Source organism: Amycolatopsis thailandensis, assembly GCF_002234405.1.
GTDB lineage: Bacteria > Actinomycetota > Actinomycetes > Mycobacteriales > Pseudonocardiaceae > Amycolatopsis > Amycolatopsis thailandensis.
This window is the reverse complement of record NZ_NMQT01000117.1, coordinates 41,335-56,382: the sequence shown is the minus strand read 5'-3', so window position 1 is coordinate 56,382 and position 15,048 is coordinate 41,335. Positions and strand designations below refer to the sequence as shown.

Genomic DNA, 15,048 nt, shown 5'->3' with positions numbered 1-15,048 from the left:
TTCAGACCACCAGCCGTCGGTAGAAGTACTTGTGCGCCAGCGCCCAGCCCGCCCCGGCCAGTACGACCAGGAAGGCGAGGTGCCCCAGCGTGGCGAGTGGCCCGACGGTGCCGAGGCTGACCGCCCTCGCGGCCTCGTTTCCGTGCCACAGCGGGGAAAGCCAGGCGATCCACATCAGCGGCGCCGGCAGTTCGGTGATCGGGAAGAACGTGCCGGAGAACAACGTCATCGGGATCAGGACGAAGCGGAACACCAGGCCGAACCGGGAGCCTTCGTCGTAGGTGGTCGCGGCGAGCGCCATCACCGGGGTGCCGCAGGCGATGCCGGTGAGCGTGCCGATCAGGATGACCACGAGCACGCCGAAACTCGTCCAGGATCCGAAGAGCGCCGCGATGACGGCGTAGATCGTGCCGGCGAGGGTCAGCCGGAGGCTCACCCACATGATCTGGCTGCCGAGCACCTGCCCCGGTGTGATCGGGGTGGCGGTGACGGCGAGATAGTCCTGCTGCCATTTGAAACCCGACAGCACCGGATAGCTCGATTCGCCCACCGCCAGCTGCGCCGCGCCGGCGACGAGCAGCGCGGGGGCGACGTACTCCAGATACGAGAACCCGCCTGTCGCCGCGCCCGCCTGGACCTGCGAACCGAATCCGAGCCCCATCGCGGCCAGGAACAGCACCGGCTGGAGGCCCGTCGAGTACAGGGTGGACACCCAGTACCGGCGGTACCACATCCAATGGCCTTCGACCCGCAGCCAGGCTCCCGCCCAGCGCGAGACCACGCGGCCCGTCGACGGCTTCGTCTGCGCTGTGGTCATCAGTCGACCAGCGTCCGGCCGGTGAGGCGGAGGAAGACGTCCTCCAGCGAGCTTCGGCGGACCAGGCTCGACAGCGGACGCAGCCCGCGCGCGTGGGCCTGTTCGAGGGTGGCCTCGCCGGTCATCGTGTAGAGCAGGACACGGTCCGGCAGCACCTCGACGCGTTCGGCGAGGCCCTCGATCTGCTTCGCGGCCGACTCCTGCTCGCCGTTCGGGAAGCGCAGCTCGACGACCTCGCGGGTGGAATACCGGCTGATCAGGTCGGCGGGCGAGCCTTCGGCGGCGATGCGGCCGTTGTCCATCACGACCAGCCTGTCGCAGAGCTGCTCGGCTTCGTCCATGTAGTGCGTGGTGATGATCAGCGTCGTCCCGCCTGCCTTGAGCCGGAACAGCCTGTCCCACAGCAGGTGGCGGGCCTGCGGGTCCAGCCCCGTGGTCGGCTCGTCGAGCAGGAGCAGTTCCGGGTCGTTGACCAGGGACCGCGCGATGGTCAGCCGCCGTTTCATGCCGCCGGAGAGCGAATCGACCTCGGCGTTCGCGCGATCGGTGAGCTGGGCGAACTCCATCAGCTCCTCGGCCTTGCTCCGCACGTGAGCGCGGGAGAGCCCGAAGTAGCGACCGTAGATCTGGAGGTTCTGCCGGACGGTCAGCTCGGTGTCCAGGTTGTCCTGCTGCGGCACCACGCCGAGCCGGGCGCGGATCCTCGGCCCCTCGACGTCCGGATCCATCCCGAGGACCCGCAGGTCGCCGTCGGTGCGCGGGGACACGCTCGCGATCATCCGCATGGTGGAGGATTTGCCCGCGCCGTTGGGCCCGAGGAAGCCGAACGCCTCCCCCGGGCGGACCTCGACGTCGATCCCTCGCACGGCCTCGAAGTCGCCGAAACGCTTGACCAACGCCTTCGCCTGGACCATCGCCGATTCGTGCTCTGAGTCACCCACGGTAGGCACCCTAGAACCTGCCACCGACAAAATTCGACCGGTTTATCCGGCCCCTTGTCGGTCGCTCCCCGCTCGTCGATACTCACCGTCCATGAGTCACAAGTCCAGAATCGCCCTGTTGTCCGTTTTTGTCAGCGCCGGGCTGCTGGTGGCCCCGGCCGCGCAGGCGGCCGAGACCACTGTGGACGGTCGGACCGTCGACCCGCGGCCCTCCACCGCCAAGCTGGCCTTCGAACTGCACAAGCTGGCCGTGCTCAGCCACGGCAAGATCCAGGTGGACAAGATCGGCCGCAGCAACGAAGGCCGCCCGGTGTGGGCGGCCAGGGTCGGCCACGGCAAGACCCGGATCCAGTACGTCACCCAGCAGCACGGCGACGAGCCGCTCGGCACCCCCGCCGCGCTCGAGTTCCTGCGCGAGGTCGGCGTGGAGCACAGCGCGTGGGCCCGGAAACTGCTGTCGAAGGTGACCGTCGACATCGTCGTGCGCGCCAACCCCGACGGCCACGAACGCGACTGGCGCTACAACTACGACCCGGCCGCCACTCCCGAGTACGGCGAGAAGGGCAAGGGTTACGACATCAACCGCTACCACGATCCGGCCGTGGCGCCGAAGGACAACCCGGCGACCGAGGCGGGCCTGATCCAGCGGCGGAACGCGTCGTTCAAGCCGGACATCATGGTCGACTACCACATGCAGGGCCGGTATCGGGACGCGGAAGGCAAGGAGATCACCGCTTCCACGCTGTGGCCGACGAACGCGGGCGTCGAACCGTCCGATGTGGACTTCGCGAAGCAGATCGCGGTCGTGGTGCAACGGTCGATCGACGGCAACGGCGGCTACGTCTCGCAGTACCCCGGCGGTGACTACCAGGGCATCGCGCGCAACGGGTACGGGCTGCTCGGCAACGGCAGCGTTCTGATCGAACTCAGCCTCATCCCGGAGCGGGAGCAGCAGCAGATCCAGGACGCACTGGCCTCGATGCTCGCGATCGCGCGGAGCGCGGCCGACGGTTCGGTGCGGAAGGTCGACCCGGCCGCCGCGGACGCGATCCCGCCGCGGGGTCCGGCGCTGCCCGGGTCGGTGGAAGAGGCGCACGAGGCCGCCTGACGCTCGTGGGCTGGGGCCCTTCGGTACAGGGGGCGGCGAAGTCCGTGAAGGCCTCCTTCCCTACTTTCAGGGTAGGGAAGGAGGCCTTCACGGCCTGGGGTAGGTCATTACCTTCCGCAGGGTGTGGCCCCGGCTGGAGTGCGTTGCGAAAGCCTCTTTCGCAACCTTCACCGTTGTGAAAGTGGCTTTCGCAACGCTGGGCGCCGGACAGTACTGGGGCGCACGGAGGCCGTTCGCGAGCCGCCGGTCGACTTCCCCGTTCCCAATGTCGCATTCGAGACGCTGAGCGTCTCGGATGCGACATTGGGAACACCGCCGCCGAGACCACGCCACCTTCGCCGTTCCCCAATAGCGCGTGGGTTCAGCGGACGGTGACGGACAAGCTCTTCGTCACGCCGTTGACGGTGACCGAAAGATTCGCCACCCCCGGCCGCAGCGCGGTCAGCACCCCGGTCGCCGGGTCGAAGGACGCGACGTCCCACGGCATAGCGGGCAGGAAACCGTCGGTGACGTGCGTGCCCCAGCCACCCTTCCAGTCCGCGCTGACCGGGTACGAGACCGGCACCTGACGTGCGCCCTGCGTCGCCACGGCCCGGATGTCCGCCTTCTTCCCGCGCGCCAGCGACGAGGGACCGGACAGCGTCAGCGAGTCGACGTTCGGCCGCGTCTCGAACCGCACCGGCTGGGCCCGGTCCCCCGGCTCGAACCGGACCATCGTCCAGCCGACGAACCCGCCGTCACCGGGCGCCGCCGCGGGCGACTTCCCGGAGTTGCCGTTCACCAGGTACGGCACGCCATCGACGCGCGACAGGTCGAACACGCCCGCGTGCGAGGCGAGCGCGGCCGCCTGCTTGCCGGATTCGCGTTCGAAGGCGGTCAGCCAGCCGGTCAGCATGGCGGCCTCCTTGCGGTCGGCCAGCTGCGAATTCCCGGTCGGGCTGGGGTCCTTGACCGGATGGTGCATCGCGACGACCACCCCGCGGATCCGCCTGTCCGCCTTCGCTCCGTCCAGCGCGTCGCGCAGCATCCGGATCTGGTCGAATCCGCCCGCGCGCAGCGAACCGCGCGAGGAATCCATCAGCACCAGCCTGATCCCGGCGACGTCGACGACGCGGTGGGTCTGCCCGAACGCCGCCTGGAACTCCGAGATCCCGTGTCCGCCGTCGGCCTCGTGATTGCCCGGAACGTAGTACCAGGGCACCTTGCCGACCAGTTCCTGATCGATGACCGCACGAGCCAGCGCGAAATCGGCGGCCGTACCGCGATCGACGAAGTCGCCGTTGATCAGCACGAGATCCGGTTTCGCCGCGACAGCCTCGCGCAGCGCGCGACGGGCCTGGGCGACCAGCGGGCCGTCCGGCTGATCGGCGGTGAACTGCGCGTCGCTGACCACGGCGATCCGCAGGCCGCCGGTCGCGACGCCGTCGGTGATCAGCGCGGGATCACGCGGCGCCGGATCGGCCGGGACGGCGGCCGCGGGCGCGACCTCGAAGGTGAGGTCGTCGAAGACCAGCCGTCCTTCGTACTGCTGGTCCGGGACGTTCTCGACGGCGTAGAACTTCGTCAGCCGCTGCCCGTCGGGGAGCCCGGCCGGGATCGCCGCGCGGACGTAGCGCCAGCCCGTCCAGTCGACGCTCAGCGACAAGTCCACAATGGACGGAACGTTGGCGGCGTCGCGGAGTTCCGCCCTCAACCAGGCGCCCTTCGCGTCGCCGTTGACCCACAGGCCGACGCGCTGGGTGCCGGGCGGCAGCGCGATCGGCGCCGCCGAGTTGACGTAGGCCGCGCGCGTGGCGTTGGTCCCGTTCAGCCGGTAGTCCAGCGCGAGCCCGCGTCCGCCGTCACGGCCGGTCGCCTCGGAAAGCGCGGCGCCGACGACGGCCGGGAAGACGCTGGCGGACCAGCCCGCCGGGCCGTCCAACGACGCCGCCACGCGGGATTCCGTGCCGACGGACGCCGCCAGATGCGTCACCTTCCCGCCGGCGGTGGCGGTGATCGCCGAAGCGCCCGAGGCCTTCAGCGCGGTGACCGCGAACCCGTCGCCGGACGGCTCGATCCGCACCACGGCGGGGTCGTAGTCGAGTTTGACGTCGTCCGGCTCGATCCACGTGCCGTAACCGTCGGCGTCGTAGCCGAACACCTTGAAGGTGCTCTTCGCGCCTTCGCCGGACAGCGCGACCTGTTCGGTGCTGGTGCCCAGCCGGACCGGCGAGCCGAGGACGTTCAGCGTCGTCTTGCCCAGGACACCACCGCGCCTCGCCAGGACCTCGACGTCCGCGGGCGCGTCCGGCCGGAACCGGTCGGCGTGCGCGGTGAAGACACCGTTCGTCACGGTGCCGCGGAAGGGATTCGTGCTGATCCATTGGGCCTTGCCGTCGACGGCGGCGCCGGTCTCGTCGTGGCCCCCGGCGACGAGTTTCCGCGTCAGCCCGGACAGCACGCGCGTCGCGTCGGTGGTGTCCTGCGCGGGGCGGGGCGAGAACCCGGTCAAGCGGCCACTGCCGGGCACGGTGGCGACGCCGAGTCCGTTGGGCACCAGGCGTTCCCCGCCGTCCGACGGCGAGTTGCGCACCAGCGGCGACTTCTCGCCCTCCTCACGGGCGAGCATGGTCGAGGAGCCGCCGCCGTCGAGGTTGATGGCGTCGTCCGCGCCGAGCGACTTCATGTGCCGGGCGAGTTCGAGTTCGGTCATGCCGCGGCTGTCCGCCTGGCGGCCGTCGACCGTGGCCAGCCACATCTTCGTGCCGTCGGCGGAGAACCCGACCGCGGTCCGCGGGTGCATGGCGACGTTGTCGACCGGCTGGATCGCGCCGTCGCGCAGCAGGACGATGTTCCCGCCGACGGAGACGGACAGCTTCCCGGCGTCGCTCTTCGGCGCGTACGCGACACCCACCCGATCGCCGGTCTTCAAGGCGGACAACGCGTCCACGCCGCCGTCACGGGCGAGCAGGACCGTGCTTCCGGCGGCGATCGGGCCGTCCACGGGCTGCGGCCGCACCTGTGTGACGACCCCGTCCCGGAGTTCGATCTCGACGACGCGCTGCGCGCCCGCGACCGAGGTCCGCCGCGAAGCCGCGCCCCACAGCGGGGTGTAGACGCCGATCGCGCCTCCGCTCAGCACGGGGCTGTTGAAGTTCGACGCGGGCACGACCTTGCCGTCGGGCAACGTGATCGACGCGTCGAGGAAGACCTCCGCGAGGCGCGCCTTGCCTTCTTCGGTGATCGACGCGGTCAGGTTGTGGCCGCGGGCGGGCGCCGTCTGGAGTTTCCCGGCGTCGACGCCGACGCCGATCGGCGCGCCGCTGGCGTTGATGTCGAAGAAGTCCCCGTTGACCCCGGCGACCGCGCCCGCCCTGGCGACCTGCTGCGAAAGCGGTGTCCGCGCGGAAACCGTGCCGGGACTGAGGTACGTCGGCTTCAGCGTCTTGCTGGTCAGGTCGACGGCGAGGGTGTCGCCGCGGATCCAGCCCGCCGGGTCGTACCGGTCGAACTCGGTCAGGCTCAGGCCCGGTGCCACGCGCGAAGTCGCGCTGGTGGTGACGAGACCGTCGTCGGGCGCGGCCACGGCGTACGCGGACGGGCCTTCCTTCGCCGAAGATGCCGCGGGGGCGGCTTCGACGGGCGCCGGACCGAGCGGAGCGGTCAGCGGGTCGGCGTGCACCGGTGCGGCGACGAGCGATCCGGGCAGCAGGGCAGCGAGCAACAACAGGCGTGATCTTCTCACGAAAAACCCCACGATCGAGTGACAGACGGCTCAGCTCAGCACAGCGGACGCGAACCGCCAGGAGAAGACCCCGAGGTGAACGTGAACCGAACGGCGTAGGGCGCCGAAGCTCAAGGAGTGAAGGGTCCAGCGAGGAAGGTTTCCGCGGCGGCGACGTCACCGGTGATCTTCAAACCCGACTCGTCGAGGCCGACCCGTTGCCACAGCAGCAAGTCCAGCCCCTCCGCCGAGCCTTCGACGACGGCGCCGGCCGCTTCGGCGGGGTCTGCCTGCCTTGAGCCGGGAATGCCGTTTTCGCCCGGCGGTGTGATCAACCAGGCGTGTCCGGTGTCGGATGTCTTCAGCAGCAACGGAACGGTGACCACGGGCGGGGTGTGCCAGCGCTTCACCTTCGGCAGCATGCCGATGAGGACCTCGTCCGCGCCGTCGGCGGCGACGAACGGGTCGAGGGTGTATTCGGTGCCCGCCGCGCGATGCGCGTCGAGCAGGTGCACCGCGGTCTCGTGGACCTGGCGGCGGAACCAGAAAGCCTTGGTCTTGGGGGCGGCGGTGAAGTTCCAGGCGCCGTCCTCCGGGGAGGCCGCGCGCATCGTCTCGACGAGGCCGTCCGCGCATTCGGCGTACCAGGCGGCGAGATCCGCGCCCGGTTCGACGGCGAAATCCTGCGGGGCGGGCTCGCCGGTGCGGACGATCTCCGTCGCCCAGCGGTGGACGTTGCCGAGGTGGACGACCAGGTCACGCAGGAGCCAGTCCCCGCAGCACGGGACGGGCGCGGCGTGATCACCGGTGCGCGCCACCTGCGCGAAACCGGTGGTGAGTTCCCGCAGTCGTTCCAGGTGCTCGTCCGGTGTCATCGACAACCCCCCAGGTCCGTGGATGGCGCGGTTTTCCCGCGCCACCCACGAGTGTGTCAGACCTCGGGGAACCAGAGCTTGAGCTCGCGCTCGGCCGACTCCGGGGAGTCCGAACCGTGCACCAGGTTGTACTGGGTCTCCAGCGCGAAGTCGCCGCGCAGGGTGCCCGGGGTGGCCTTCTCGACCGGGTCGGTGCCGCCGGCGAGCTGACGGAAGGCGGCGATGGCGCGCGGGCCCTCGACGGCGATCGCGACCAGCGGGCCCGAGGTGATGAACTCGAGGAGGTCGCCGAAGAACGGGCGCTCCTTGTGCTCGGCGTAGTGCTCCTCGGCGACCGAGCGTTCGACGGTGCGCAGTTCGAGGGCGGCGAGCTTCAGGCCCTTGCGCTCGATGCGAGCGATGACCTCGCCGACGAGGCCGCGCGCGACGCCATCGGGCTTGACGAGGACCAGCGTGCGTTCAGTCACGGCGGTATTTCTCCTTGGGTGGGTTTCGTGCTATTCGCCCGGAGCCTACTGGGTGCTTCGGCGCTCACTTCACGTCGGACCAGGGAATGGCCTCGATCCGCTCCATGTGCTCCTCGCCCCACGCCCCGAGCGCGGCCATCGCGGTGTTCAGCGAATCCCCGAACCCGGTCAGCGAGTACTCCACTTTCGGCGGGACCTGGTGATACACCTCGCGATGCAGCAGTCCGGTGGCTTCCATCTCGCGCAATTGCAGGATCAGCACCCGTTCGCTGATGCCGGGCACCGCGCGCCGCAGCTCCCCGAAACGCACCGGCCCGTCCTGGAGCGCGAACAGGATGAGCCCTTTCCATTTGCCGCCCATGACGGCGATCGCGGCGTCGAGTCCGCAGGTGAACGTCCGGTTCTTGGTCATCGCCACACTTACCTCTTTGTCAGTACCCGGCAAAATAGTAGGTACTTGATCAAAGGTACGCGACGTCCCAGCATGGAGTCATCCCGAAGATTTCCTTTGACTGGAGCGAAAAATGCCGAAAACACCGGTGACCGTCCTCGGCCTCGGTTCGATGGGTTCGGCCTTGGCGGGCGCTTTCCTCGCGGCCGGGCATCCGGCCACGGTGTGGAACAGGACGGCTTCGAAGGCCGATCCCCTTGTCGCCCGCGGAGCACACCGAGCCGGGACGATCGAGGACGCCGTGCGCGAGAGCCCGTTGATCGTCGCCTGCCTGACCACCTATGAGGACACCCGCGCGGTACTGGAACCGGCTTCACTCGCGGGCCGTGCCCTGGTCGCCTTGAACAGCGGTTCCCCGGCGGGAGCGCGCCGGATGGCCGATTGGGCGGCGGAGCGCGGCGCGCGGTTCCTCGACGGCGCGGTCAAGAACATCCCGTCGGCGGTCGGCGCGCCGGACACCCTGCTGTACTACGGCGGCGACAAGGCGGTCTTCGACGAACACGTGGACACACTGCGGGTACTGGGCGGCGACACCGTCCACCTCGGCGAGGAGGCCGATCTCGCCGCGCTGTACGAAACGGCCGTCGGCGGCACCCTGTTGCCCGCGCTGGTCGGGTTCTTCCAGGGTGCCGCCGCGCTGCGGTCGCGCGGACTCGAAGCCGAAACGCTCCTGCCGTACGCGACCAAGTGGTTCGAGATGATCATCTCGGTGCTTCCGATGTACGCCAAGGAAATCGACACCGGCGACTACTCGGATCCGGCGGCCTCGGTGGGGATCTTCCACGCCGGCGCCGCCGCCGACCTCGAACTGGCCGAGGAAGGCGTCGACGTCGACTGGCAACGTCCGCTGCACGATCTCGTACGGCGGGCGGCCGAGGCGGGGCACGGCGACCGCAGCATCGCGGTCCTGACCGAGTTGCTCAGCGTTGGGGCTGAAGGGTCTTCGACCACAGCGAAGCGCCGGTAGCGTCCCTCAGGTCGACCGTGAGCGCGCCGCTCCGGCCGTCGATGTTCACCTCGCCGAAGTGCTGGAAGCCGTCGGCGGGCGAAGTGTTCGCGGCGGGCGGGGCGTGCACGAACACCGCTTCCGGCCCGAAGGTCGGGTCGAGGATGTTCGGGCCGAACGCGCCGGCGTTGAGCGGACCGGAGACGAACTCCCAGAACGGGTCGAAGTCGGTGAAGGAAGCGCGATCCGGCGAGTAGTGGTGCGCCGCGGTGTAGTGCACGTCGGCGGTCAGCCAGACGACGTTGCGCACCCGGCGCCGCGCGATCTCCCGCAGCACCCAGGCGAGTTCGGTCTCACGACCGCCGGGCGCGCCGGGCAGGCCGTTGGCGACACCCTCGATGCCCTTGCCGTCCGGGACGGTGAGACCGATCGGGAGGTCGGCCTGGACGATCTTCCACGTGGCGGTGCTGCGGTCGAGGGCGTCGACGAGCCAGCGTGCCTGACGGTCGCCGAGGATGCGGCCCGGCTTGGTCTGGTCCGCGGTGTTGGCGTCCTTGTAGGTCCGCATGTCCAGCACGAAGACCTCGGCGCGGGAACCGTGCCGGAAGTTGCGGTACACGCGGCCGTCGACGGCCTGGCGGCGGTCGATCGGGTGCCATTCGTGGAAAGCCTGGAACGCGCGGGCGGCGAGCACGTCGACGCGCTTCTCGGTGTATTCGGGACGGTCGTTGAGGATCTCACCCGGGTACCAGTTATTGACGACTTCGTGATCGTCCCACTGGACGTAGGCGGGCACGTTCGCGGTGAAGCGCTTGAGGTTGTCGTCGAGCAGGTTGTAGGCGAACTGGCCGCGGTACTCGTCGAGCGTCTCGGCGACCTTCGACTTCTCCGGGGTGACGATGTTGCGCCACACGCGGCCGCCGGGCAGCGCGACGGTCTCGGTGAGCGGCGCGTCGGCGTACACCGTGTCTCCACAATGGAGGAACAGGTCCGGACGGCGGTCGGCCATCGCGCGGTAGATCGTCATGCCGCCGCGTTCGGGGTTGATGCCCCAGTTCTGCCCGGCGACGTCACCGGACCACAGCAGCCGGACGTCCGAGCGGCCGATCGGCGCGGTGGCGAACCGGCCGGTGACGGCCTCGCTGCACGTGCGGCCGTCGAGGGACTCGGCGGTCACGCGGTAGTGGACCTCGGTCCCGGGCAGCAGGCCGGCGACGCGGACCTTGCCGGTGCCGCCGGTCTCCGGGCTCATCACCGGCCCGCGCACGCGGCGAGCGCGCCGGAACGAGGGATCCCGCGAGACCTCCACGATCAGCCGGGAGGGCCGGTCGGCGCGCGACCAGACGATGCCGGAACCGGTGGTGACGTCGCCGGACTGGACACCGTGGGTGAGCACGGGGCGGTCGCGGCGGAGCAGCGGGACGGGGTCCGCGGTCGCGGTTCCGGTCGTGGTCGCGGTCGCGGTTCCGGGGAGGAGCAGGCCGCCCGCGACGGCTCCGGCGCCGGTGAGACCGGCCTTGAGCAGCGTGCGGCGATTGTGGTGGGAAGCGGTCATGGCGCGGTTCTATCCCGCGGCCACGGCCGGTGGGCCAACGGCGGTTGACCTGGTGATGAACGAACACGGCGTCCGCTCACCACCACTCAGTGTGGGGTGCCGAGTCCGTGAAGGGATCCTTTCCCACGGTGCATGCGGGGAAAGACCCCTTCCCCTCGCGGCTGCTGGTTTACGGGCGCCGCGGGTGAGGTGTCGGTCGGGTGGTCGTGAGTGGTAAGTGGGGTTAGAACGCGACTTGCCACTCACGACCACCCCGACCCAGCGCGGCCTGGCGGGTCGGAGTGTTGCGAAAGTGGCTTTCACGACATCCGAAGCCGGAACGCCGGTGAGCGAGCAGGGCACCTCTGCCTTGCCCTCGGCCAACCGTCCCAGCCACTCACGAGGCCTACTGAGGTTGCTGCTGCTGGCTCGGCAGGGTCCCGGCCGCCATCCGCCGCGCCACATCGCGCCGCAACCACAGCAGCCACAGCCAGATCCCGAGGAAGATCACCCCGAGGATCGCCACGGCGGGCAGCGCGACGAAGAACGCGATCAGCGCGACCTGCAAGGCGAGCACCGCGGGCACCGCCCACGGCTTCTTCAGGAAACCGCACAGCACGATCAGCGCGACCGCGATCACGATCACCGACCAGCCGGTGAGCGAGCCGACCCCGCCGCCGAGTTTCGCCACCACCGGCAGCGCGAGCGCGACGGTGATGCCCTCCATGATCAGGGAACCGGCCATCACGCCGCGGAAGGACTTCATCGGGTCCTTGGCGGGCGGCTTCGGGGTCTCGTCGGTCACGCAGGCTCCTTACCGAACAGGGTCCTGGCCTCGCCCGCGGTGACGACCGAGCCGGTGACCAGCACGCCTCCGCCCGCGAGGGGCTCCTCGGGGTCGTCGCTCTGCTCGACGAGGCCGATGGCGGTCTCGATCGCGGCGTCCAGGCTGGGCTCGGCCACGACGCGGTCTTCGCCGAAGATCGAGATGGCGATGTCGTTGAGTTCGTCGAGCGGCATCGCGCGCGGGGACGAGTTCTTGGTGACGACGATCTCGGTGACGACGGGTTCGAGGGCGTCCAGGATGCCCCGCGCGTCCTTCTCGGCCATCACGCCGACCACGGCGGCGAGGCGCCGGAAGGCGAACTCCTCGGCGACGGTGGTGGCGAGCGCCTTCGCGCCGTGCGGGTTGTGGGCCGCGTCGAGCAGCACTGTCGGTGCGGCGCGGACGCGCTCCAGCCTGCCCGGGGTCTCCACCTCGGCGAAGGCCTCGCGGACGGCTTCGACGACCAGCTGCTTGTCCTTGCCCGCGCCGAAGAAGGCTTCGACGGCGGCCAGCGCGAGCGCGGCGTTGGCCGCCTGGTGCGCGCCGTGCAGGGGCAGGAAGATCTCGTCGTAGACCCCGCCGAGGCCTTGCAGCTTCAGCATCTGCCCGCCGACGGCGACCTCGCGTTCCAGGACGCCGAACTCGCTGCCCGCGCGGGCGACGCTCGCGTCGACCTCGACGGCGCGTTCCAGCAGGATCTTCTGCACCTCGGGGCTCTGCTCGGCGATGACCGCGACGCTGCCGGGCTTGATGATCCCGGCCTTCTCCACCGCGGCCTTGGCCGGATCGCCGCCGAAGTACTCGACGTGGTCGACGCCGATCGGCGTGATGACGGCGACGTCACCGTCCACGACGTTGGTGGCGTCCCAGGAGCCTCCGAGACCGGTTTCGACGACGGCGGCCTCGACGGGCGCGTCGGCGAAGGCGGCGAAAGCCATCCCGGTGAGCACCTCGAACTTGCTCATCGGCACCGCGTCGGGCCCGCCCGCGTTGTCGACCATGGTCACGTACGGCGCGACGTCGCGGTACAGGTCGACGTACGCGGCGGCGGAGACGGGGACGCCGTCCAACGCGATCCGCTCGGTGACCAGCTGGAGGTGGGGGCTCGTGTACCGGCCGACGCGCAGGCCCATGCGGGTCAGCAGCGCGTCGATCATCCGGGTGGTCGAGCCCTTGCCGTTGGTCCCGGCGACGTGCAGCACCGGGTAGCCGCGGTGCGGTTCACCCATGAGGTTGACCAGGGCCGCGATCCGGGCGAGGGACGGCTCGATCTTGGTCTCGGGCCAGCGCTGGTTCAGCTCGGCCTCGACGGCGAGCAGTTCGCGGCGTGCCTGCTGCCCGTTCGGGTCACTCGGGGCGAGCTCGTCGCCCTGATCGTCCAGTTCGTGCAGTTCCACGTCCTCCGGGGCGACGAGGTCCGGTACGGGCCCGAGCGCGAGGTTGTCCCCCAGCTGCCCGATCCCGCCGATCCCGCCGCCGGCGCCCCCGCCCACCTGGTACGCGGCGTCGGGTGCGTCCAGATCCGGGTCGGTGTCGTCGGACGGATCGTGGGCGCGTGCCCCCAATTCGTCGACGCCGGCGAAACTGTCCAGATCTGCCAGGTCCGGGGATTCCGCGAAATCTTCGGAATCCCGGCCGTCACCACGCGGCACGAACTCTCCTCTTAGCCTTGCTCCCTGTCGGACCGAGTCTACGTGCGGCTTTTGCTGGCACTCTCGACGCATGGGGTTCAACCACAACGACCACTACCACCCGCTGCTGCTCGACCAGCTGCCTCCCGGCCCGGGGGTGGCGCTGGACGTGGGCTGCGGCAGTGGACGGTTCGCCCGGCGGCTCGCGGCGACCGGGATGCACGTCGAGGCGATCGACCGGTCCGGTCCGATGATCGACCTGGCCGGTGCCGCCGGTTCGCCGGGCCCCGGCACGATCTCGTACCGGCGGGCCGACGTCGCCACCGAGAAGCTGCCGGAGGGGGCGTACGACTTCATCTCCTGCCTCGCGTCGCTCCATCACGTGCCGTTCGACACGGTCACGAGGCTGCGGGACGCGCTCGTGCCCGGCGGGGTGCTGGCCGTGCTCGGTCTCGGCAGGCCCAGCACTCCCGCCGACTACGTCCGCGCGCTCGTGGCCTCCCCGGTCAACGCGCTGGCCAGGGTGGTCGTCCACGCGGGCGACCGGCTCAACGGCGGGGTCGATCCGCTGCCCGCGGCGCCCGTCGTCGAGACCTTCCCGCCGATGAACCGGATCCGGCGCGACGCGGCCCGGCTGCTGCCGGGGAGCAAGCTCCGGAACCTGCTCTTCTACCGCTATCTCCTCGTCTACCGCAGACCGGAGGACGACCACTCGATGTGACACCCCAAGCGGGTGAAACCAGTGCTCGACCACCCGATCGGCGGCGCCGACCGGTGCGGATGCGGTTCATTTTTGAGAGGCCATGCAGTCCGGAGATCGGGGTCCCAATGCGCTTCAGACGCGTCCTGTTCGCGGCCGTATCGACCGTCGTCCTGCTGATCGCCTCCACCACGGCGGCCACCGCCGCGACGCGGTCCTACCGGAACTACGTCGCGCTGGGTGATTCCTACACGTCCGGGCCACTCATCCCGCTCCCCCGGCTCGTCCCGCTCTTCTGCGGCAAGTCCACGCAGAACTACCCGTCGATGCTCGCCGCGGCGCTGCGGGTCCGTTCCTTCACCGACATCAGCTGCGGCGGCGCCGACACCGGCGACATGACGGAGCGGCAGAGCGTGACCCTCGGCAGCAACCCGCCTCAGTTCAGCGCCCTGCGCGCGAACACCGACCTGGTGACGGTCGGTATCGGCGGCAACGACTACGGCGTCTTCGGCACGCTCGTCGGCACCTGCCCGTCCCTGCGCGCGAGCGATCCCACCGGGAACCCGTGCCAGGACAGGTTCACCGTCGGCGGCGTCGACACCATCAAGGCCAAGATCGCCGAAACCGGCAAGCGCGTCGAGCGGGTGCTGGCCGGGATCCACGCCCGCTCGCCGCGCGCCGACGTGCTCGTCATCGGCTACCCGCGGATCGCGCCGGAGTCCGGCTACTGCCCGAAGATCCTGCCGTTCGCCGAAGGTGACTACGCCTGGCTGAACGACGTCGAGAGGGCGTTGAACTCGGCGATCGAGAAGGCCGTCGCCGCCGACGGGAACTCGTCCTTCGTGGACACGTTCGGCCCCTCCGCCGGCCACGACGCCTGCGCGCCGAACGGGGCCGCGTGGATCAACGGGCAGCACACGAAGCTGCTCGCCGCGGCGGCTTACCACCCGTATCGCACGGGGATGGCCGGTGTGACCGGAGTGGTCCTCCGTCACCTTCGCTGAGTGTCCCCGGGCGTGCAATGAAGGAGCCTTTCATAGCAAATTTTG

Annotated in this window: 13 protein-coding genes; 4 read left to right on the top strand and 9 right to left on the bottom strand. The window is 70.0% G+C overall.

The features are described 5' to 3' along the window. Position 1 precedes the first annotated feature (1 nt). Complete coding sequence (locus CFP71_RS31290; RefSeq protein WP_093937552.1) at positions 2–817, bottom strand: ABC transporter permease; 816 nt, start codon at positions 815–817, stop codon at positions 2–4. Further along, complete coding sequence (locus CFP71_RS31285) at positions 817–1,731, bottom strand: ABC transporter ATP-binding protein (RefSeq protein WP_093937551.1); 915 nt, start codon at positions 1,729–1,731, stop codon at positions 817–819. The genes CFP71_RS31290 and CFP71_RS31285 overlap by 1 nt, the downstream gene beginning before the upstream one ends. Positions 1,732–1,849: 118 nt before the next feature. Between CFP71_RS31285 and CFP71_RS31280 the strand changes: the two genes are divergently transcribed. Further along, positions 1,850–2,866, top strand: coding sequence for a M14 family zinc carboxypeptidase (locus CFP71_RS31280; RefSeq protein ID WP_093937550.1), 1,017 nt, complete (start codon positions 1,850–1,852; stop codon positions 2,864–2,866). 361 nt (positions 2,867–3,227) lie between these two features. On the opposite strand, the gene CFP71_RS31275 is transcribed toward CFP71_RS31280, so the two are convergent. The 4 genes from CFP71_RS31275 to CFP71_RS31260 all read right to left on the bottom strand — a co-directional run bounded on the left by CFP71_RS31275 (position 3,228) and on the right by CFP71_RS31260 (position 8,323). Further along, positions 3,228–6,572: a phosphodiester glycosidase family protein gene (locus CFP71_RS31275; protein WP_093937549.1), complete on the bottom strand. Its 3,345-nt coding sequence runs from the start codon at positions 6,570–6,572 to the stop codon at positions 3,228–3,230. 128 nt (positions 6,573–6,700) lie between these two features. Continuing rightward, positions 6,701–7,444 carry a maleylpyruvate isomerase family mycothiol-dependent enzyme gene (locus CFP71_RS31270; protein WP_093937548.1) on the bottom strand — a complete coding sequence of 248 codons (744 nt, stop codon included), beginning with the start codon at positions 7,442–7,444 and terminating at the stop codon, positions 6,701–6,703. A gap of 56 nt (positions 7,445–7,500) precedes the next feature. Further along, positions 7,501–7,911 carry a nucleoside-diphosphate kinase gene (ndk, locus tag CFP71_RS31265; protein WP_005158515.1) on the bottom strand — a complete coding sequence of 137 codons (411 nt, stop codon included), beginning with the start codon at positions 7,909–7,911 and terminating at the stop codon, positions 7,501–7,503. Positions 7,912–7,975: 64 nt separating this feature from the next. Next, positions 7,976–8,323, bottom strand: coding sequence for a winged helix-turn-helix transcriptional regulator (locus CFP71_RS31260; RefSeq protein WP_093937547.1), 348 nt, complete (start codon positions 8,321–8,323; stop codon positions 7,976–7,978). Between the two features lie 112 nt (positions 8,324–8,435). Here CFP71_RS31260 and CFP71_RS31255 point away from each other — a divergent pair, with 112 nt between their 5' ends. Then, entirely contained in the window at positions 8,436–9,329 is an 894-nt protein-coding gene (locus tag CFP71_RS31255; RefSeq protein WP_093937546.1) for an NAD(P)-dependent oxidoreductase, read from the top strand. Here the strand turns inward: CFP71_RS31255 and CFP71_RS31250 are convergent. The 3 genes from CFP71_RS31250 to folC form a co-directional block, all read right to left on the bottom strand. Continuing rightward, positions 9,283–10,863, bottom strand: coding sequence for an alkaline phosphatase D family protein (locus CFP71_RS31250; protein ID WP_093937545.1), 1,581 nt, complete (start codon positions 10,861–10,863; stop codon positions 9,283–9,285). The genes CFP71_RS31255 and CFP71_RS31250 overlap by 47 nt on opposite strands. Positions 10,864–11,248: 385 nt before the next feature. Beyond that, positions 11,249–11,647: a DUF4233 domain-containing protein gene (locus tag CFP71_RS31245; RefSeq protein WP_005158506.1), complete on the bottom strand. Its 399-nt coding sequence runs from the start codon at positions 11,645–11,647 to the stop codon at positions 11,249–11,251. Then, entirely contained in the window at positions 11,644–13,320 is a 1,677-nt protein-coding gene (gene folC, locus CFP71_RS31240; RefSeq protein WP_093937544.1) for a bifunctional tetrahydrofolate synthase/dihydrofolate synthase, read from the bottom strand. Before folC ends, CFP71_RS31245 begins: the two co-directional genes overlap by 4 nt. Positions 13,321–13,390: 70 nt before the next feature. Here folC and CFP71_RS31235 point away from each other — a divergent pair, with 70 nt between their 5' ends. After that, positions 13,391–14,020: a class I SAM-dependent methyltransferase gene (locus CFP71_RS31235; RefSeq protein ID WP_093937543.1), complete on the top strand. Its 630-nt coding sequence runs from the start codon at positions 13,391–13,393 to the stop codon at positions 14,018–14,020. 107 nt (positions 14,021–14,127) lie between these two features. Further along, positions 14,128–15,003 carry an SGNH/GDSL hydrolase family protein gene (locus CFP71_RS31230; RefSeq protein WP_093937542.1) on the top strand — a complete coding sequence of 292 codons (876 nt, stop codon included), beginning with the start codon at positions 14,128–14,130 and terminating at the stop codon, positions 15,001–15,003. The last annotated feature ends 45 nt before the right edge of the window (positions 15,004–15,048 follow it).

Coding starts and splice junctions, on each gene's coding strand:
- CFP71_RS31255 (WP_093937546.1), top strand. CDS start 8,436: ATGCCGAAAACACCGGTGACCGTCCTCGGCCTCGGTTCGATGGGTTCG.
- CFP71_RS31280 (WP_093937550.1), top strand. CDS start 1,850: ATGAGTCACAAGTCCAGAATCGCCCTGTTGTCCGTTTTTGTCAGCGCC.
- CFP71_RS31260 (WP_093937547.1), bottom strand. CDS start 8,323: ATGACCAAGAACCGGACGTTCACCTGCGGACTCGACGCCGCGATCGCC.
- CFP71_RS31290 (WP_093937552.1), bottom strand. CDS start 817: ATGACCACAGCGCAGACGAAGCCGTCGACGGGCCGCGTGGTCTCGCGC.
- CFP71_RS31235 (WP_093937543.1), top strand. CDS start 13,391: ATGGGGTTCAACCACAACGACCACTACCACCCGCTGCTGCTCGACCAG.
- CFP71_RS31270 (WP_093937548.1), bottom strand. CDS start 7,444: ATGACACCGGACGAGCACCTGGAACGACTGCGGGAACTCACCACCGGT.
- CFP71_RS31250 (WP_093937545.1), bottom strand. CDS start 10,863: ATGACCGCTTCCCACCACAATCGCCGCACGCTGCTCAAGGCCGGTCTC.
- CFP71_RS31285 (WP_093937551.1), bottom strand. CDS start 1,731: ATGGTCCAGGCGAAGGCGTTGGTCAAGCGTTTCGGCGACTTCGAGGCC.
- CFP71_RS31230 (WP_093937542.1), top strand. CDS start 14,128: ATGCGCTTCAGACGCGTCCTGTTCGCGGCCGTATCGACCGTCGTCCTG.